Annotated in this window: 15 protein-coding genes, 1 other RNA gene and 1 pseudogene; 11 read left to right on the plus strand and 6 right to left on the minus strand. The window is 39.5% G+C overall.

Features of this window, described 5'->3' with window-relative positions; translation table 11 throughout:
• Positions 1-53 precede the first annotated feature (53 nt).
• Positions 54-2,756: an EAL domain-containing protein gene (locus tag J8L86_RS08990; RefSeq protein ID WP_211029944.1), complete on the minus strand. Its 2,703-nt coding sequence runs from the start codon at positions 2,754-2,756 to the stop codon at positions 54-56.
• Between the two features lie 424 nt (positions 2,757-3,180).
• On the opposite strand from J8L86_RS08990, the gene J8L86_RS08995 reads away from it, so the two are divergent.
• The 3 genes from J8L86_RS08995 (at position 3,181) to J8L86_RS09005 (ending at position 5,962) form a co-directional block, all read left to right on the plus strand.
• Positions 3,181-3,522, plus strand: a complete 342-nt coding sequence (locus tag J8L86_RS08995) for a zinc ribbon domain-containing protein YjdM (protein ID WP_055025696.1) — start codon at positions 3,181-3,183, stop codon at positions 3,520-3,522.
• 720 nt (positions 3,523-4,242) lie between these two features.
• On the plus strand, positions 4,243-5,034 hold the full coding sequence (locus tag J8L86_RS09000) for a type IV toxin-antitoxin system AbiEi family antitoxin (protein ID WP_211029946.1): 792 nt from the start codon (positions 4,243-4,245) through the stop codon (positions 5,032-5,034).
• Positions 5,027-5,962: a nucleotidyl transferase AbiEii/AbiGii toxin family protein gene (locus J8L86_RS09005; RefSeq protein ID WP_211029948.1), complete on the plus strand. Its 936-nt coding sequence runs from the start codon at positions 5,027-5,029 to the stop codon at positions 5,960-5,962. Before J8L86_RS09000 ends, J8L86_RS09005 begins: the two co-directional genes overlap by 8 nt.
• A 73-nt stretch (positions 5,963-6,035) precedes the next feature.
• Here the strand turns inward: J8L86_RS09005 and J8L86_RS09010 are convergent, their stop codons facing one another.
• Positions 6,036-6,365, minus strand: a complete 330-nt coding sequence (locus J8L86_RS09010; RefSeq protein ID WP_211029950.1) for a hypothetical protein — start codon at positions 6,363-6,365, stop codon at positions 6,036-6,038.
• Between the two features lie 218 nt (positions 6,366-6,583).
• Here J8L86_RS09010 and J8L86_RS09015 point away from each other — a divergent pair.
• Positions 6,584-7,039, plus strand: a pseudogene (locus J8L86_RS09015) (type I restriction endonuclease); the annotation flags it as partial.
• A 757-nt stretch (positions 7,040-7,796) separates the two neighbouring features.
• Here the strand turns inward: J8L86_RS09015 and J8L86_RS09020 are convergent.
• The 3 genes from J8L86_RS09020 to smpB form a co-directional block, all read right to left on the minus strand.
• Positions 7,797-8,588 (minus strand): alpha/beta fold hydrolase, encoded by a 792-nt coding sequence (locus J8L86_RS09020; protein WP_247663299.1) that lies wholly within the window; start codon positions 8,586-8,588, stop codon positions 7,797-7,799.
• A gap of 412 nt (positions 8,589-9,000) precedes the next feature.
• Positions 9,001-9,356, minus strand: a transfer-messenger RNA (tmRNA) gene (ssrA, locus tag J8L86_RS09025).
• A 72-nt stretch (positions 9,357-9,428) separates the two neighbouring features.
• Positions 9,429-9,926, minus strand: coding sequence for an SsrA-binding protein SmpB (gene smpB / locus J8L86_RS09030; RefSeq protein WP_055025695.1), 498 nt, complete (start codon positions 9,924-9,926; stop codon positions 9,429-9,431).
• A gap of 203 nt (positions 9,927-10,129) precedes the next feature.
• Here smpB and J8L86_RS09035 point away from each other — a divergent pair, with 203 nt between their 5' ends.
• Both J8L86_RS09035 and J8L86_RS09040 read left to right on the plus strand, forming a co-directional pair.
• Positions 10,130-10,567: an SRPBCC family protein gene (locus tag J8L86_RS09035; RefSeq protein ID WP_065108769.1), complete on the plus strand. Its 438-nt coding sequence runs from the start codon at positions 10,130-10,132 to the stop codon at positions 10,565-10,567.
• On the plus strand, positions 10,557-10,889 hold the full coding sequence (locus J8L86_RS09040; protein WP_065108602.1) for an RnfH family protein: 333 nt from the start codon (positions 10,557-10,559) through the stop codon (positions 10,887-10,889). Before J8L86_RS09035 ends, J8L86_RS09040 begins: the two co-directional genes overlap by 11 nt.
• A gap of 159 nt (positions 10,890-11,048) precedes the next feature.
• Here the strand turns inward: J8L86_RS09040 and bamE are convergent, their stop codons facing one another.
• The gene (bamE, locus tag J8L86_RS09045) at positions 11,049-11,582 is read right to left on the minus strand and encodes an outer membrane protein assembly factor BamE (RefSeq protein ID WP_065108601.1); all 534 of its coding nucleotides are present in this window, start codon (positions 11,580-11,582) and stop codon (positions 11,049-11,051) included.
• Between the two features lie 336 nt (positions 11,583-11,918).
• On the opposite strand from bamE, the gene J8L86_RS09050 reads away from it, so the two are divergent.
• The 5 genes from J8L86_RS09050 to aceA all read left to right on the plus strand — a co-directional run bounded on the left by J8L86_RS09050 (position 11,919) and on the right by aceA (position 19,312).
• The gene (locus tag J8L86_RS09050; protein ID WP_065108600.1) at positions 11,919-12,761 is read left to right on the plus strand and encodes an SAM-dependent methyltransferase; all 843 of its coding nucleotides are present in this window, start codon (positions 11,919-11,921) and stop codon (positions 12,759-12,761) included.
• Positions 12,762-12,798: 37 nt separating this feature from the next.
• The gene (locus J8L86_RS09055) at positions 12,799-13,011 is read left to right on the plus strand and encodes a hypothetical protein (RefSeq protein WP_065108599.1); all 213 of its coding nucleotides are present in this window, start codon (positions 12,799-12,801) and stop codon (positions 13,009-13,011) included.
• 38 nt (positions 13,012-13,049) lie between these two features.
• Positions 13,050-14,744: a GGDEF domain-containing protein gene (locus J8L86_RS09060; protein WP_156669112.1), complete on the plus strand. Its 1,695-nt coding sequence runs from the start codon at positions 13,050-13,052 to the stop codon at positions 14,742-14,744.
• Between the two features lie 1,505 nt (positions 14,745-16,249).
• Positions 16,250-17,905 carry a malate synthase A gene (gene aceB / locus J8L86_RS09065; protein ID WP_082972227.1) on the plus strand — a complete coding sequence of 552 codons (1,656 nt, stop codon included), beginning with the start codon at positions 16,250-16,252 and terminating at the stop codon, positions 17,903-17,905.
• Positions 17,906-17,986: 81 nt separating this feature from the next.
• Complete coding sequence (gene aceA, locus J8L86_RS09070; protein WP_055025689.1) at positions 17,987-19,312, plus strand: isocitrate lyase; 1,326 nt, start codon at positions 17,987-17,989, stop codon at positions 19,310-19,312.
• Positions 19,313-19,334: the final 22 nt, after the last annotated feature.

Consider the following 19,334-nt stretch of genomic DNA (forward strand, 5'->3'; position numbering starts at 1 on the left):
ACGTATTAAAAAGGCAGCAAGGCTGCCTTTTTAATGAGTATATCGTTAATAAGTTAGCGCGATTCAAGTTTACTTATGGATAAGGCTTCTGCAATGCTCGCCTCTGGTTTTCCGAGTAAAAAACCTTGGGCATAATCGATATGGTAGTGTTTCACGCGCTCAAGTACTTGGGGAGAATCAACAAATTCTGCAACCGTTTCAATGCCCATTTTTTTCGCAAAACTTGATACGGTTTCTACTAGGTGCTGTGCTTTAGTATCTTGATCTAAATGCTGGATCAATGAACCATCAATTTTGATGATATCAATATCCAAACGCATTAAATGAACGAAGTTTGAATATCCAGCCCCAAAGTCATCAATTGCGATTTTACAGCCGTAGGGCTTAACTTTTTCAATAAAGTCATGCACCAAATCATAATTAGTAATTTCTTCGCTTTCTAATAACTCTAAGGTTAAGCGAGTTGATGTTTCTGGATTGGCTTTTAATAATTTTAGCAATTGCTCAACCCTTTCTGTATCAGCAATATCTTCGAGTGAAATGTTAACTGAAAAGGCATAGGGTAAACCTTTAAACAAGGCAAAAGACTTGGTTAACATCGCGGCCATTAAACGTGGATATAATCGGGAGCGCACTGCAGTTTGCATAAACTGAGCAGGTGTTAACACTGTGCCATCGCCTAAGCATATTCGCATCAAGCACTCAAACTTAGGCTCTAAGTTTTCAGTTATTGGCTTAATTAATTGCACATAGGGCGTGACCCAATCATGGGTGACTGCTGCAACAAGCATGCGGCTTTGATGCATGTTTGCTTCAAAAGCTTCAGGGTTAGACATTTCAGCTGTAAATAGTTGGTATCGTTGAAAATGCCGCCTAGCAATACGCCTAGCTAAATCAGCTTGTTGATGTAACTGAGTATATTGGTCATTGACGCAGTGGGCACCGCCTGCGCTTAGTGTGACATAAATTTCATTACCGTCGATGGCAATGGCTTTATGGCTAACATAATCAATGATTTGAACAGCAAGTTGTTGTAACTGGGCATCATTGAATTGGGAGTGGGTGAGCACGACAAATTCATCAGCACCAGTTTTATAAAGGTGATGAGGGGCTGAAACGAGTTCTAAACTATTGGCCACTTCAATGATAATAAAATCGCCAGCGTTAACACCATAAAAATCATTAATTTGCCCAAAGTCATTAATATTGAAGACGATTAATGAGGAGGCTTGATGTTGGTGTAAATCAGCGTACAGTTTTTTTCTATTAGGTAATCCGGTTAAGTTGTTAAAGTACGCCTCTTTAAAAAGGTTACTGTTTTGCTGTTCAATTTTATGAAAATTATCCGCTAAGGATTGGCGCATGACTTCAAAGTTATCACCTAACTGCTGAATTTCATCTTGGCTATTTAAGGTTAGCTTTTGGGTTAAATCACCCCTGACAATTTTTTGTGTCCAATTGGTTAGTGTCAATATATCCGAGGTGACAATTTTACCCACACTCATTAATAACCAGCTGGCTAAAGACAAGACCCCAGATAGCAGCAGTAGCTGAAAAAATAAGGTATTGAGTAATTCCTCTCCATAGAGTTTGACCTGAATTGAACCGCCATAAAAGCCCTGTAATTGTCCACGTGAAATGATGGGCTGCATCACTTGGCTAAAGCCTAAAACCCATTCACTTTGGCGGGTTTTATTGGTTTCAACATGACGAATAGCAGCAGGGCGTTTTGCTGTAATAAGTTGGCCATTGGTTGCTTGACTCAATGCGTTGGGGATCAAGCTTGCCCACATTCCTTTAATAAAATAATCGTGCGTATTATCAAACCCGAGTTTTTTGGCTCGATTAAGCTGGATAGATTGATTTTGAAGGCGATGGTGCAACGAAATAAGTTCACCGTTTTTATCTAAAACGGCAAAGTCAGATAAAGTGATTTGAAATAGGCTGGTTTGTTTTTTGTCTATTCGCGTGGTTGCCTGAGCGAAGAACTGATCGATAGCTGTGTCAATTTCATCTTTTTGATTGTTAAGCTGGCTAAAATCAATCTGGTTACTGGCTAATACCAAATGCATGTTATGCAAAGTATCGCTTATGCTGAGTTTAATGAGTTGTCTGTTTTGGTGGAGTTGATAACTGAAAAAAATGACTTGAATACAGATTAAAATCAGAATATTAGATAGCATAAGTTTGCGATAAAGCGGCATTTTTAAGTGCAATAACCAATACAATAATGGTTCTAACACACAATATAATAAAAACGCGCCAATCACCGCTAAGGTTAATAGTTGGCTAATGACCGCAATTTTTGGCCAATCGGCAACCTCTATTAAGGAGTTTGCATCGCCCCATGGGTTAATTGCTGTGTTGGGGTTAGTTGGGTCTACAATCCATGTTGGATTCGCTTGCCCTTCAATTTCTAATACCAGTTTATATTCTATATCTCCAGGATGGAGCGGTAACTGATACTGCCATTGATCTTTACCTGTGTGCTGCATTTGATAAAAGGGATCATCACTATGCCAGTCTGAAAAATTTCCGCTGACAAATACCTTATTGATTTTACTTGTAGGTGACAAACCAAATTGCTGATTTAATTTTTCGGAAAGCGGGAGGGATAGCGTTATGTCGTAAGGGGTGAGTGCATTAGTTGCAAGGAGCGAGACGACCCAAGTTTGTAGCGGCCACAAGCAAAGTAAGGCTAAGAGTATCCCAAGCCTTTTCTTCCATTTATGTAAATAATGAGTAAGTAAACTCAATCGCTGAAGCCCATGAAGTTCATGTAATTATTAACAATTATCTATCAATATGGGCTGATTTTTAAGCTAGGTCAACAGCATGAACAGTATTTTATTAGCGGTTTTTTAGTTAATTCGATTACAACGTTAAGGTACTAATGAATAACATTCAGTATTTGGATTTGCTTATGCCGCGAGTGAATTATCTGCTTGAAGTGCCAGCGCATAAGATAATTAGGGGAAAACTGTTGCAACTAAAATCACATCAAATTCATGCATTAACTTAGCTGTAAAATGAAAAAGTTGCCTTTGAATGTTCAAGGCTGTTAACAAGAGCACAGTTGCTGCCTAGCTGATATTAGATATATTGATTATAATGTCCTGATATCGATTGAGTAGTAAACCTATACTGAATCACACTTATTTTGATTAAAGAGAATTGACCATGAGCGCTATCCCACCTTGTCCTAAATGTGAATCTGTCTATGTATACGAAGATGGTTCGCAACTTATTTGTCCTGAGTGCGCTCATGAATGGAACCCAAACGAAGAAATCATCGATCCTGATGCGATCATATTAAAAGATGCAGTGGGTAACTTACTTGCTGAAGATGATAAAGTGACACTGATTAAAGATCTTAAAGTAAAAGGATCTTCATTAGTGCTTAAAGTAGGCACCAAAGCCGTTATTAAACGTTTTGTTGATGCTGATCATGATATTGATTGTAAAGTAGATGGCCATGGCCAAATGATGCTGAAGTCTAAATTTGTAAGAAAGCAAAACTAAATTTAGCGTTCAAATAATAATAAAAAGAACCTGCCAAGTGCAGGTTTTTTTTATGTGCCAAGTCAACAAGCACTATGTATATGTAACAGCATGATGTATATACGGCAGGTACTTAATGTGGAATGGGATTTTAAGTATCGTGTTGATTGGTATTATCAGGAAAAATAAATCTGTAGGTAAACAAAAGGGCTTAGCATTGCTGCTAAGCCCTTTTAGGTATTTGGTGGAGGCGGGGCTCTTCTTTGTGTTGTAACTATCTATTTTAAAGGTGTTTTATATTGAAGTAGAATCTCAGGTGTTCCTGTTGGTGTTACAATAAAAGTAAGTCACAGTACTGTTGCTGCAAAATATTTAGAAAAAGTTTTAAAACTTGATAAAAATTTCATCCACGGCCTTCTTCGTATCATTCTAGCAAGAGAACACTCTTTAATTTTATAAAGTCTAACTTTCTGTACTTTATGGGTTCTGATAGTCCTGATACCAATAAAGTCTAGAAATGTAGACTTTATTGAGCAAGCACAGGTAAGCCCGCAGATAAAGGTGTGAGAAATGAACAAGCTAACTACCGTACAGACTATTTGTACTATGAATGTAATAGATTTCTTTTAGTTTAATAATTTAAATAAAGATGTACCTCAGGTATCACTATATTGATTTTTATAAACTCAGGTTTTATAGTTGGTTTATAAATTGGTGTAAAGTGGTACTAAAGGTGTAACTATGTCATCAAAAGTAAACTGGCTCATAAGTAATACACATCCAGGCGCTCTAGTGCTTCAATCGTGGCTGACGCAAAACAGTATAAGCCCATCTTTAGTGAGAAAATATGTAAGCAGTGGCTGGCTGAACAAGATCAGAGCGGGGGTTTATTTTCGTCCTGAATCGACGGGTAAATTGAAACCTACTTGGGTTGAAGCGCTAAATGCTGCTAATGAGCAGTTAGCGCTTTCTATACACCTTGCGGGAGTTAGCAGTCTAACTCATCAAGGGTTGAGTCACTATCTACAGCTAGGAAGCGAACAAGTGTGGGTTGGTTGTAGCAGTAAAAACGCACTGCCAAAATGGTTCCGTGAACTTGATGGGCAAAACTGGTTGTTCTATACCAGCAATAAATTGACTCAAACGTTAGAAAAAGACTTCATAACAATAACTGTGAACAACAGAGAAGTTAAGGCCAGTACGGCTGAACTCGCGGCCTATGAGGTTGTTAATTCAATAGGTAAGCAGATAAGCTTTGAGCATGCTGCTGAGCTTTTTCAAGGACTGGTTAATTTGAGCCCGCGACGAGTGCAATCAATACTCAATCGCAGCGAAGCGGTGCAAACCAATCGACTCTTCCTATTTCTGAGTCACTACTATCAACATCAGTGGGCTAAGAGATTAGATGAATCACAAATACATTTAGGATCGGGAAAGCGCCAAGTCGTTTCCCAAGGTAGTTATGATGAACGGTATCAGATAACCGTGCCTGTATCATTTATGAAGTCAAAAGAAGAAAACCAATATGGATAAATCGTCGGTTTACTATCAACAAGTCACTTTGCTTATCCGGATGCTGCCGCTAGTCGCCAAAGAAGAGGTGTTTGCATTAAAGGGTGGCACCGCTATTAACTTATTTGTGCGCGACTTTCCAAGGCTGTCAGTGGATATCGATTTAGCATACCTTCCATTAGACTCAAGGGAGCAAGCACTCGAAAATGTAAAGTCAGCACTTGGACGGCTGACCGACAATATTAATACTCAGCCCAACCTCAATGCAGTGTTTCAAGATAATAAACATGATGAGTTACGAGTTGTTGTGACCAGCGAGAGGGTCACAATAAAGATAGAAGTTTCACCCGTCGCTAGAGGGACACTGCACAATGCAGAGCTGATGCCGGTAGTTGAATCGGTAGAAGATGAGTTTGGCTACGCAGAGATCCCTGTTGTGAGCTTGCCAGACCTATACGGTGGTAAGTTATGCGCTGCAATGGATAGGCAGCATCCACGCGATCTGTTCGATGTAAAAATGCTATTGGCAGAAGAGGGGATCACAAGAGAGATTTTAGTAGGGTTTTTAACCTATACACTCAGTCATCCAAGACCAATTAGCGAAGTAATGTCACCGCGCTGGAAAGAGCTTGATGCAAGTTTTAAAGCCGAGTTCAACGGAATGACAGCCAAGCCCATAGAACTTGATGAACTAATTGCCGCACGCACTGAAATGTTTACGGCTCTCAAGACACACTTTACAGCAAGGGATAGAGATTTTTTGTTGTCGTTTAAAAGTGGTCACCCTGACTGGTCACTGTTTGACGAGCCGAGTGTTGAGGCTCTGCCAGCAGTAAAGTGGAAGTTATTGAATATCCAGAAGCTGGCAAATAACCCAGTAAAACATCAACAGCAACTCAGTAAGCTTGAAGGTGTATTGGAGCAGTGGGTTGCTGGTGGTACTTTCTAATTTGGGTGGGTGTATTACCTAAGTTTTAGGTAGATTTCTATGTGTAGATCTAAACTATTCCCTCTGAAAACGACTACCAGTTCTTGGCGAAATTACCATGCAGATTACGTTTTGCTAGGCCTGTATGGGTTATTAGCCATTGTATAGTTGTTGAATTACACGGCTTTGACTTTGGCACAATGCTCCTAATGGCTTCAGTGCTTAGCTCCCCTGTTTGGAGTACTGCATAAATGTCCGCCAGCTCGTTCTTTGAAACAAACTTCTTATTGCGTTCTCCAATACGATAGTAGATGTTTCCATTTTGCATCATTGCTAATATTTCTGAAGTGACTTTCGGTTTCTTAATGATGTCACCAACATTAATTCCAGCATATATTGTTGATATGAATTCATTCTCAGTCATAACTAAGTACGGTCCTTGTTTCAGATAGGAAAAGTAAAAGGTGAACGATAAAAAATGATCAACTTCAGCGAATGATCTTAGTCCATTTTTTATAGGATGGTTAGTTCACCATATCCTTGACCTAAATCCTGTGTTTCTATAATGGTTTATGGCACAATCCAAACGGACATAACTGTCCGAAACTGTTTGTTATCTTCTAAGAAGGACCTGGATTGGCAATGAGCATTAATAAAGCAAAACTGATTGAAACCGATATCATCACCAAATTCATCATGCCAGCGATTAAAAGTGCGGGTTAGGATGATATGACACAAATTCGTCAAGAGGTGAAATTGCGTGACGGTAAAGTGATTGTGCGTGGCCAGTTAGGTGTGCGTAAAACCGTTAAGTCAGCTGACATTGTGCTCTACCATAAACCGAGTATCCCACTTGCTGTTATTGAAGCGAAAGCCAATAAACATGAAGTCGGCAAGGGCATGCAGCAAGGGCTGGATTATGCCCGTTTGCTAGAAGTGCCTTTCATCTTTGCCTCAAACGGTGATGGTTTTATCTTCCACGATAAAACTAAGCTCGGTACATCAGAGGCCCACAACCTTGAATCTGAAATTCGCTTAGAAGACTTTCCATCGCCACAAGAGTTATGGGCTAAATACTGTATTTGGAAAGGTTACACCTTGCTTTCACATGTTTTGCGCAATTTGGATACTCAAGTAAGAATAAATCAAAATACTGATTGAACTTTCGCTTAAAGTCTTCCAAAAACTCTTGCTGCATCATCTGCCGCCTTGAAAATATAACAGCTTATTCAATAGCAGCACGATAACATTCCAGGCTGCTCAATTCTTGTAGAAAAGATACCATCGCTAAGTCTTTGTTGTAAGTCGAATATTTTTTGCTCATTCTTTAGCAATGTTTAAAATATAGCCGGAGAAAGAATGCGTCATTGTTTACGAGGTCTATACAATATTTATTAACATTTTTAGTGTGTTGATATATATGCGTTTTCTCGATTTTTTCAAAATTATCGATGCACAAAAACTCATTTTACGCATTCTTTGCCCCTCCCAATTATATCAATTTGCTGCAATTCAGTTATACCTGTGTAGGTTTCCAGTGTTTTAGTGGCAAGTAACGCCGTTAAAAAAGATTACAAAAGTAAGATGATATTGATTCGTTCTAAATAGTCTCGTTGCTACCGCTGTCTAGCAAACTTTGAGGCAGAACTGGGCTAGTCACGGTAGCTAACTCCTTGTTGGGCATAAGTGATTTAGAGTTATGATTCTTAAAGTGATGAGTCTCATTAGGGAAAGTATGGCAACCAGCTATGCAGTCTTCCGTATATTGAGTACTTGTAATCATTTTCTGTAGGAATTTTTTATTCTGCCACTCGCCATATCTTGTGCCGGAGTTTAGATACCTCCGACAATCCGATTAATGTTTAATTCGATCCAGCAGAGCTTTTATTTCATTAATGACCATTTCTGGTTCATCATTTTGTGGATAATGATAGCTTTTATCAGTCAATACTATTTTACCTTTCGGAAAACTAAGTACCCAATCTGAATGCAATTGTCCCCACATCGTGCGAGCTTTATCGTTGAAAAATAGCATTGGAGAATTTTGATACTTTTTAACTGACGCAATGACTGTAACAGGGATATTAGGAATCTCAGGGTAATCAGGAAGTGGGCGTTTTGACCAAAAATCGAGATACTGGTTAGACATGCCATTTGCTTGGTCATCTAATTTTATTTGAGCGATTTCCTTCTCTGCTTTTTCCAAATCGATTTTTCTCATAATATCAACATCATGCTCAGAGGCAGGCTCAATCAACATTAATCCAGAAACCCATTCAGGATAAGTCGCAGAAAATCGCCTAGCAATATAAGCACCATATGAATGCGCAACATAAACTACTGGTTTTTTAATGTTTAAAACTTCAAGCAATAAACGAGCTTCTTCCGCATACTCTTCGGAGCTATAGTTTTTTCTGACTTTTTGCGAGCCACCATTACCGATCCGTGAATAGCGAATAACGCGGGTATCTTTAGCAAGTTTTTCAAATATAGGTTCCCAATCTGATAGCCCAGCAGTCCCACCAGCTTCTAGGAAAACAGTCTTAGAACCATTTCCTGCGATTTCGTATTCAACGTCATAACCGTTAACTTTTATAAAATTTGATTTGGCTATAGCTTCACCAGCAATAAAAAAAACGATAAACAAAAAAGCAAATCTCACGTGTTCTCCTTGAAGCACTAAATCTCGCATAGTGCACACTTGAAACCAATTATTTAAGCCTCGCTTTAGCAAAGCTATTGATTAATAAGCACTCTAGCAAAGCCATGCTGAATAAACGAGCAAAAAGACTGAAAAGAGATTATAGATATGGTGTCATACCTAAAGTGGTCAGTAACTGTCATTTATCGATTACCAAAAGTAGGTCAACTGACTGGCTACTGTTGTGTGCTGCTTATCGTCTGCAACTCATAAAGGGCAGTAATGTGTTATCTGATATGGATATTGCGACTAAATGTTGATGAATGATGAACAGGATATTTGATTGGCTGTCGCCATTTTGTCGCCACTAGACAAAGAAAAAAGGCTTAGCATTGCTGCTAAGCCCTTTTTAGGTATTTGGTGGAGGCGGCGGGACTTGAACCCGCGTCCAGAAAGCCTACATCCAAGGCGCTACATGTTTAGTCTCTCTTTTGGTTAACCTTGCAAGCTCCGAAAGACAGGATATTACAAGGCGAGTCCGGTACTGTTTCGCGGTTCACCCCCAGACAAGGTTCCCTCGCTAGCACGATGTAAGATGACCATCAAAATCCACTGCCCATGTGCAAGACGTGTGGTTGATGGCTAGCTAGCCTAAGCTGCTAGAGAGTAGTTAGAGTCGTTTGCAACTATAACAGTGCGGCTTTTTACGAGGCCAACCGCCCCTCGACATGCTCCCAGGGTTTCGTGAATCCTGTCGAATCCAGAATCGCCCCCAAAGTTTGTTGATTGTATCGGTTAAATGCCAAAATACCTAGTGCATTTCACCAATTAACAATCGTTTGTACATTATCCGTCCAGTCTAGACTTCTTCATTACGCGAGATTGTTCTACTTTCCATTCGCGTTCTTTAGTGTCTTGGCGTTTATCGTGGTCTTTTTTACCTTTACCTAAACCAATTTCAACTTTTACCCAAGCACCTTTGCGCCAGTATAGTGAAAGGGGGATTAAGGTATAACCTTGACGCTCAATTAGGCCTTCAAGCTTATCAATTTCACTGCGCTTTAATAACAGTTTTTTGGTACGAATTGGATCGCAAACCACATGGGTTGATGCGGTGTTTAAAGGCTGTACTGTGCAGCCATGCATAAAGGCTTCACCATGCTTGATATAAACGTAACAGTCCGCAAGCGTGACTTTGCCCATACGCAAGGATTTTACTTCCCAGCCTTGAAGCTCTAATCCAGCTTCGATTTTATCTTCTATTTTAAACTCAAAGGTCGCGCGCTTATTACGTGTAATCGTAGCGGGTGGATTCTTTGACTTTTTTGAATTCTTTTTTACCATAATCGCGTTTACTGCCCGCTGTTATCCCATTTAAAAACTCTAGTCACTTATGCTTACTGTGGTAGATATGGGGGAGAGAAAAAACTAATCAAGGGATTATACCCAAACCACTTAAAGATGCGAGTTTAATCATCAGGGTAATGGATGCGTTTTACTGTAAGCGTGTTAAAATTGCCTCATTGTTATCGATAGTGTTGTTATTCATGCCAAAAATTTCAAAAAATGTGTTGGTTCGTTTTAGTGCGATGCAAATGTATGACTTGGTTAATGACGTTGAGTCATACCATGAATTCTTGCCAGGTTGTGTTGGCGGTAAAGTCATTGAGTTTGATGGTAAAACCATGGTTGCATCTGTTGATGTTTCAAAGGCTGGGATCCGCAAAACATTCACCACTCGTAATCAAGTGGTGCCAGGTAAAAGTGTGTCGTTAACATTAGAAAATGGCCCATTTAAAAACCTAGATGGCATGTGGCGTTTTACTGAGTTAACTGATGATGCTTGTAAAGTGGAGTTCGATTTAAATTTTGAGTTTTCCAACCCACTAGCGGATATTGCATTTGGTCGTGTTTTTAAAGAGTTGATGAATTCAATGGTAACTGCTTTTACTGACCGAGCTAAGGTGATTTACCATGACAAATGAGACAGACTTATTTCCAGTTGATGTTATTTACGCATTACCTGAGCAGCAAAAGGTGATTACGGTTAATGTTGCGCCTGGTACTCGATTTATTGACGCGGTAAAGCAAAGCAACATGGCAAGTTTCTTTCCAGATATCGATTTAGCTAAAGTAAAATTAGGCGTTTTTAGTCGACAAGCAAAGCACGATGAGGTGCTTGTACCAGGACAACGAATTGAAATTTACCGCCCTTTGATTGCTGATCCTAAAGATGTGCGCCGTAAGCGTGCAGAAAAAGCGAAAGAAGAGGGACGCAGCAACAAGATTACTGGTGCGAAAATTTAGCGAAATTTTCAACGTTACACAGAGGTCACTGAGCATGAACAAACACAATGATGAAGCTGTGTCATAATTTGTTGTGTACTTAGAGTATTTTTCACAATAAAAAAGCGGAAAGACGTGTCTTTCCGCTTTTTTGTATAAGTCAGTTTTTTTACTTAATGCTTATTCGCCTTTAGGCATATTTTCATTACCGCCTTTCGGCACGTCATTTTCTGTTTCTAGACGGTTCTCTTCAACCAGAGGTTTAGCATCACGACGAATTGATGCAGGGTCTTGTTCTGGAAGTAAAGGTTCAACAGTAGGAGATGAAATCGAAGGCAAGGCACCTGATTCTAGAGGAGTGTCAAAGTCCTCACTAAGTTTGTAGTCGCCTTCAACTTTGACAAGTAAATCATCTTCAAAGAACAATATGAGCTCTTTGTGAGTGATACTTGCGTCACGGCCACTTTTGAAGTGATAAACATAATACCAAACATTATCGGCAAAACTATCACGAAGAACTGGGCGGCCAAGAATGTACTCAGCTTGTTCTTTAGTCATTTCTACACGCAGCTTTTCAACTTGCTGTAATTCCATGTAGTTGCCTTGTGCGATATCTGGCTTATAGATCAGCCAATCAAAAACACTACACGCACTTAAAGAAACTGAAAGCGCAACTGCGCCTAAAAGGGTAAGACTTTGTTTTTTGTTTATCATTGTCTGTGCTACTTCCTAAAAATCTGACGACATCATACCCAAGGGGTCCCTATGCTGACAAGGGGCTATTCGCTGAGAATGCTATAACGATGTGAATAATAGAGTCGATATTATAGATATAGTTCAATGATGCCATCGGTAAATGACTCAGTTATAAATTCTTTTACGCTTGATGATGTTACGAAAATGTAGAAAATCATGGAAAATCTGAATGTAATTCTATAAGTTTGATACAAGCGCTTATGCAAAATTTGAATCATATAGAAATTAATAGGATTTAATTGGCGGTTAGGTTTGTTAAGTAATTAACTTTTGACGAAAGAATAATGATAAAAAATGTCACCAATTTACTCTGAACATAACGTAAAACAGCATACTGAAACCAAAGGTGGTCGGTTAGTATTTGTCGGCACGGGTCTGCAACTTGCTGGACACATTAGTGTGCTGAGCCAAAGCTATATTGAACATGCCGATGTGGTGTTTTCTCTAGTGCCAGACGGCTTTACTGAACGTTGGATTCAAAGCCTGAATAATAATCATCGATCATTACAGCCTTTTTATGCCCAAAAAGGTGAAGTTAAAAATCGCCGAGATACCTATGCACAAATGGTAGACGCTATTCTTAACGAACTCAGGTTAGATAAAAATGTGGTGGTGGCGTTATATGGTCACCCTGGCGTGTTTGCTTGCATTTCACATCTTGCAATTGCACAAGCTCGTGATGAAGGTTATCAAGCTGACATGCTACCGGGGATATCTGCTGAGGCTTGTCTATGGGCTGATTTAGGTATTGACCCAGGCCATTCAGGTCACCAAAGCTACGAAGCAACTCAGTTTATGCTGTATCAGCATACCCCAAACCCCAAAACCCATTTATTGCTGTGGCAAATCGCATTAGCTGGCGAGCATACGTTAACGGAATTCTCTACCACTCGCGAACGCTTAGACATTTTAGTCGCCCATTTATCTCAGTGGTATCCGCTAGATCATGAAGTCGTAATTTATGAAGCTGCTAATTTGCCGACACAAACACCAAGAGTCGAGCGATTACCCTTGAAAAACTTACCCAATGCTCGTTTAGAAATGATCTCGACGTTGATGATCCCACCTTCTGAAACACTTAGCCTTAATCTGAGTATTCTCGAAAAGCTTGGGATCAGTGCGTGTGATATCGGATAACGTAAACCAAACCTGAAATAGCAAATAAGGAAATAGAATGGCAAATTTAACGGAGTTTTTTACCGAACTTAATACGGATGCGAAATTATTAGAAACCTATAAAAAAGACCCTGAGGGGACAATGAAAAACTATGGTTTATCTGATAATGAAATCAAAGCAGTATTATCTGGTGATGCCAAAGCAGTCAGTGCATTAGCGGGTGATATTGAAATGAAAGCATTCTTACTGATATCAAATCATACAAAATAGCCGTGCTTAATCATTTTTTACGTTTCACAGTCGTTTTAATGGCGTTACTTATTAGTGATGCTATTAATGCTGCTGTGGATTTTGATCAGCAACTGGACACATTAGAGGTAGCGCTTCAAGTTGATTTAACCGAATCAGAAAGGCAAATTGAAACATTAGAAAAGCAACAAAACCAATTGTCTCAACTGCAGTTAGCGCGTTTTCATACGCTTAGTAGTATTAAACATTTATATCTAGGTGAATTTGAACAAGCCTTGTTTACGCTCGATAAGGCGTTGTTGTTCAAGCCTGATAATGAGTTAATGACGCAAATCTCGATGTATAAAATCACTGCCAATATTGGGCAGAATAATTATCAGCAAGCATTTCAATTATTGGAAGAAAGTCTAGCCCGAATTGATAGTTATGATGACAGTAAGATAAAAGTAAACGCGTATATTCGCTTAATGAACGTGTATATGGAGCTTGATGCATTTGAAGAGATGCTCACCACTGCAACTGAGATTTTAAGTTTAAACAAGGGCGAAAATACGAAAAACGAATGTTACGCAAAATTATATTTACCTGTTGCAAACCTAAAGTTAGAAAATTTTGAATTGTCCGCTTCTCAGTTCAAAGAAGCCGAACTGTATTGTAATAAGCATAATTTTCCTCTTATTGTTGCGATGGCGATTAAAGGCCAGTCACACGTATTATTTGAAACGGGCCAATACCAAGCTTCACTTAGCGGGTATTTGGATTCGTTAGAGCGCTATCAAGCGTTTAAATTTCATATAGAAATACATGATAGCCATGCTTATTTAAGCGAAGTGTATTTTCATCTAGGAGATTATGACCAAGCATTAACGTATGCCAAGCTTGTTGAGCAACTCCCTAATGAACCGATGAATTTAAAAGGCAAGAAACGAACTTTTCACGTTCAATCGATGATCGCAAGTAAGCAAGGAAAGTTTAAAGAAGCCTATCAATATCAAGTGCAAGCTCATGCTATTGGCGTGCAACTACTAGACGAGAAAAAGGTTAAAGAAAATGCCTACCAAATGGTTAAGTTTGATAGTGCAGAAAAAACCAGAGAGTTAAACAAGTTAGTACAAGATCACGAGATGATTGCCAAACAGCGTAGCATTTTAAACAATGAGAAAAGCGCTTCGTTTATGTTTTCTACGGTACTGGCAGGTACGGTAGCGTTATTGGCTTTACTCCTTTATACCGCTTGGAATCAACGAAATCAGTTCCGAAAGCAAGCTCAAGTTGATTCATTAACGGGGTTGTTTAATCGTGGAGCAGGGATTGATAAGGCTGAGAATGAATTTATTAAAACGTTAGCCAGTGGTGGAACTTTCAGCGTTGTAGTGATCGATTTAGATTGGTTTAAAAAAATCAATGACAGCTTTGGCCATGCTACTGGTGATTGGGCGTTAAAGAAAGTGGCAGATACCATTAATGAATATAAACGTAATACCGATATTGCTTGTCGTTTAGGTGGTGAGGAATTCGCTATTTTTATGCCTAACACGGATAAAATGTTAGCTAATGAAGTGGCAGAGAATGTATGTCAGGCTTTTGCTAACATTAACACTCGATACTCAGGTCACCAATTTACCATTACAGCCAGTATAGGAGTCAGTGATAAAGCAGAGGAGGATTTAAGCTTAGATCCTATTATCAACAGGGCTGATACAGCGCTTTATCAGGCCAAATCTCATGGTCGAAATAGGGTCGTTTGTTTATAACACTTTCAACTTATAAAACTGCCAAACTAAAAACTATCTCACTTTACCGCTTTCAACCGCTCAGCAGTCCCATTTATCTTGTAAAAGAAAACTCGTTCTCTATTGATATATTTAACATCTCAATACTGGTGTTGTTTTGAGCTTTGGCTCAACCACAGCGCTTAAGTTATCGCGTGTTTTATCGATATAGCATTTAACAGTAGATAATTTTACGGTAGATAATTTAACGAAAGCCCGCTGTTTAACGCTACGTATAGGCTGCTTGCAAGCACGGTAAGGTCACTCGCGCTTTATCTTTAATACGGCTATCTTTCGTCGTTAAAGCACTAAGAGCTTACTCGCTTGAGTGCAATCTTATTGTCATCTTATCGCAATCTTAAGTTTTAACGGTATCGCTTAATCGTGTGAATAGAAAGCCAAATGAAAGAGGGGGAAGGGGTAACATTCTCGTCTCCAGAACTCATATTGATACTCAAAACATGAGTATGCCGTATTTTCTTCGTTGCTTACTGCTTACTGCTTACTTTTTATTGTTCTTGATGTTTGCAGCGGCGAGTAGAACCTCAAATAGGGGGATGTATTTTAGCTAACAGCTAAACCTGGGGACACTGCCACTATCTTGAGTTGCATCTTTGAGCTTATACCAATGACCCCTTCATTCTATCGCTAACGCATAGTGTTCTTTTTTTGCTGCTCACAATGGCGCTTTTTCAGTGTAAAACTCGAAATTACAGTTTTTTTTAACTTTTTTGTAAAAAAAACGTCTTTTTTTTCAGCTGAACCAATATTTTTTGTGATGTTGATCGGACTACATCGGTTACTGTCTAGAGTAAATGTTCTACATTGGTCGTTACGTTTACGTTAACGTAACATTAAAACGGTTGTTTGAATTGGGTTGGGGTGGCGCTTTAGCTAATAGATTGTATTTGTTGATTTTAATTGCTTTACCTTAAGGGCAGTTCAAAACAAACATCTAATTCTACTTTGGTATAAAACCCTAAAAATGCTGTAATTAAAAATTTACATCACGTATTTTAATTACGGATTAATTTTCTTTGATTTGTCTTTGGTTAACTTGTAAGACAATTGACCAATAAAAAAATAAAAACAAAATGGATTTATTTTAAATTGTTTTTAATCAGGTGCTTATCTTTTGGTTTGTTATGGTCATACCAATTTATATTGCTATTTTTATTCGCTCGATAGCAATTTCAAGCTGTTGCAAATGCAAAGGTTTGTCGTTAGGTTTTAGTACGAAACAAACATTTGACGGTTAAATATTGGCTAGTTTGTTTTGAAGATAGAGATGGAAAGGAGCAAGGCCTAAAGAGTTCGTGTAAGGCTGTCATTGAGACGACTTATTGAGTTTTACGTAACTTCTTTTACTAACTTAGGACTGGATAACAATGAGTACATCAAGTTTCCAAGGTTAGGTAAGGCAACCTTAGACAAGTTAACGACTACCTTCTCTCTTTTGAAACTGACTTATGCTCAAGGGGCTTAATATGACAGCAGAACAATTAGTGGCTAGATATGCGAAATCCCAGCCAAGTGCTGATACTGAATTACCAACAAGTGCAGAACTTGCATTAATCGGTCCAGAGGTCCCAGGACAAGATACGATATTTAATGATGGTGCTTTATCTTTATTAGCTGCGCTTTGTGAAGAGTTCACTCAAGAAGTGCCTGAGCTACTAAGTAAGCGTCAGCAAAAACAGCAACGAATTGATAATGGTGAATTACCAGACTTTTTACCTGAAACTCGTGCTATTAGAGACGGTGAGTGGTCAATTCGAGGCATGCCAGACGACTTGAAAGATCGTCGTGTTGAGATAACTGGTCCAGTAGACCGTAAAATGATTATTAATGCTCTGAATGCGAACGTAAAAGTGTTTATGGCAGATTTTGAAGACTCATTAGCGCCGAGTTGGGAGAAAGTGGTTCAAGGCCAAATTAACCTTCGAGATGCCGTCAGAGGTGACATCAGTTTTACAGCCGAAAATACCGGTAAGCATTACAGCTTAGATGAAGATCCTGCCGTACTAATTTGTCGAGTACGTGGTTTGCATCTAAAAGAAAAGCATGTCGAATTTAAAGGTGAGGCTATCCCGGGTGGCTTATTTGATTTCGCCATGTACTTCTACCACAACTATCATCAGCTTTTAGCTAAAGGCAGCGGTCCATACTTTTACATTCCAAAACTGGAAAGCCATGTTGAAGCACGTTGGTGGGCAAAAGTGTTTGCTTTCGTTGAAGAACGTTTTTGTCTAAAACCTGGCACGATTAAATGTACTTGTTTGATTGAAACCTTACCTGCCGTATTTGAAATGGATGAGATTCTTTATGAGTTACGTTCAAACATTGTGGCATTAAATTGTGGTCGTTGGGATTACATCTTTAGCTATATCAAAACACTGAAGAAGCATGCAGACCGTGTATTGCCAGACAGACAAGCCGTTACGATGGACACACCATTTTTGAGTGCATATTCACGCTTGTTAGTTAAAACCTGTCATAAGCGTGGTGCGTTAGCGATGGGCGGTATGGCGGCATTTATTCCAGCTAAAACACCTGAAGCAAATGAGCAAGTACTGCAAAAGGTTAAAGGCGACAAAGAACTTGAAGCACGTAATGGTCACGACGGTACATGGGTCGCACATCCTGGACTTGCTGATACAGCAATGACCATATTCAACGATTATATCGGTGCAGGCACTAATCAGTTGCACATTACTCGTGATGTTGATGCACCTATCTTAGCGGACGAGTTACTCACCCCCTGCGATGGGGAACGTACCGAAGATGGCATGCGTTTAAATATCCGCATTGCGCTGCAATACATTGAAGCGTGGATCCAAGGTAACGGTTGTGTCCCAATCTACGGACTCATGGAAGATGCGGCAACTGCAGAGATATCTCGTACTTCAATCTGGCAATGGATCCAGCATGAAAAATCACTGTCTAACGGCAAACTTGTCACTAAAGCGTTATTCAAAGAGATGCTCAGTGAAGAGCTCGCTAATGTTGAGCAGGAACTAGGTTCAGCACGCTTTAACCAAGGTAAATTTAATCAAGCTGCTTGTTTGTTTGATGAAATTACCACCTCAGATGAACTTGTCGATTTCTTAACGTTACCAGGCTATGAGCTGTTAACCGCTTAAAAAAATGGTGCTTCACATTGGGGTGTGAGCACCGATATTAATCAGTAAAACATAACGAATTACACAGGAAGGAGTAACACTATGTCTAACACTAATAAGCAACTAACTCGTCAAGAACAGATTGATGCGATTAAGAAGGATTGGGCTGAAAACCCTCGTTGGAAAGGTGTTAAGCGTCCGTTTACAGCGGAAGAAGTAGTGAAATTACGTGGTTCTGTGGTACCTGAAAATACCATTGCTAAACGTGGCGCAGAAAAACTATGGGATCTTGTAAATGGCGGCGCTAAAAAAGGCTATGTTAATTCTTTAGGTGCATTAACGGGTGGTCAAGCGGTTCAACAAGCAAAAGCCGGTATTGAAGCTATTTATCTTTCTGGTTGGCAGGTCGCTGCAGATGCTAACTTAGCGGGCACTATGTACCCTGATCAATCATTATACCCAGCTAACTCAGTACCTGCAGTCGTTGGACGTATTAATAATTCATTCCGTCGTGCTGATCAAATTCAATGGGGCAAAGAAGTTAACCCAGGTGATGAGAATTACACTGATTACTTCCTACCAATCGTAGCAGATGCTGAAGCAGGTTTCGGCGGTGTGTTAAATGCGTTCGAATTAATGAAATCTATGATTGATGCAGGTGCTGCTGGGGTTCACTTTGAAGACCAATTAGCATCAGTTAAAAAATGTGGTCACATGGGCGGTAAAGTATTAGTGCCGACTCAAGAGGCTGTACAAAAGTTAGTTGCTGCACGTTTAGCTGCAGATGTTAGCGGTGTTGATACATTAGTCATTGCACGTACTGATGCAAACGCTGCAGATTTAATGACTTCAGATTGCGATCCGTATGACCGTGACTTTGTCACCGGCGATCGCACCGAAGAAGGTTTCTATCGTGTGAATGCTGGTATCGACCAAGCGATTTCACGTGGTTTAGCTTATGCGCCATATGCTGATTTGATTTGGTGTGAAACGGCAAAACCTTGTCTTGAAGAAGCGAAGAAGTTTGCTGACGCTATTCACGCACAATACCCAGATCAGTTACTTGCTTATAACTGTTCACCTTCATTTAACTGGAAGAAAAACTTGGATGATGCAACAATTGCTAAATTCCAACAAGCGCTTTCAGATATGGGCTACAAGTACCAATTCATCACGTTAGCGGGTATCCATAACATGTGGTACAACATGTTTGATTTAGCTTATGACTACGCTCGTGGTGAAGGTATGAAGCACTACGTTGAAAAAGTACAAGAAGTTGAATTTGCCGCTGCTGAAAAAGGTTACACATTCGTATCGCATCAGCAAGAAGTGGGTACAGGTTACTTTGACCAAGTAACGACTTGTATCCAAGGTGGTAAATCATCAGTGACGGCATTGACTGGTTCTACCGAAGAAGAGCAGTTCTAACCTTTATTAACCTTGTAACAGT

Origin of the sequence: Shewanella sp. MMG014, assembly GCF_018100775.1 — a bacterium.
Lineage (GTDB): Bacteria > Pseudomonadota > Gammaproteobacteria > Enterobacterales > Shewanellaceae > Shewanella > Shewanella japonica.

Coding starts and splice junctions, on each gene's coding strand:
- J8L86_RS08995 (WP_055025696.1), top strand. CDS start 3,181: ATGAGCGCTATCCCACCTTGTCCTAAATGTGAATCTGTCTATGTATAC.
- J8L86_RS09000 (WP_211029946.1), top strand. CDS start 4,243: ATGTCATCAAAAGTAAACTGGCTCATAAGTAATACACATCCAGGCGCT.
- J8L86_RS09005 (WP_211029948.1), top strand. CDS start 5,027: ATGGATAAATCGTCGGTTTACTATCAACAAGTCACTTTGCTTATCCGG.
- J8L86_RS09010 (WP_211029950.1), bottom strand. CDS start 6,365: ATGACTGAGAATGAATTCATATCAACAATATATGCTGGAATTAATGTT.
- smpB (WP_055025695.1), bottom strand. CDS start 9,926: ATGGTAAAAAAGAATTCAAAAAAGTCAAAGAATCCACCCGCTACGATT.
- J8L86_RS09035 (WP_065108769.1), top strand. CDS start 10,130: ATGCCAAAAATTTCAAAAAATGTGTTGGTTCGTTTTAGTGCGATGCAA.
- J8L86_RS09040 (WP_065108602.1), top strand. CDS start 10,557: ATGACAAATGAGACAGACTTATTTCCAGTTGATGTTATTTACGCATTA.
- bamE (WP_065108601.1), bottom strand. CDS start 11,582: ATGATAAACAAAAAACAAAGTCTTACCCTTTTAGGCGCAGTTGCGCTT.
- J8L86_RS09050 (WP_065108600.1), top strand. CDS start 11,919: ATGTCACCAATTTACTCTGAACATAACGTAAAACAGCATACTGAAACC.
- J8L86_RS09055 (WP_065108599.1), top strand. CDS start 12,799: ATGGCAAATTTAACGGAGTTTTTTACCGAACTTAATACGGATGCGAAA.
- J8L86_RS09060 (WP_156669112.1), top strand. CDS start 13,050: ATGGCGTTACTTATTAGTGATGCTATTAATGCTGCTGTGGATTTTGAT.
- aceB (WP_082972227.1), top strand. CDS start 16,250: ATGACAGCAGAACAATTAGTGGCTAGATATGCGAAATCCCAGCCAAGT.
- aceA (WP_055025689.1), top strand. CDS start 17,987: ATGTCTAACACTAATAAGCAACTAACTCGTCAAGAACAGATTGATGCG.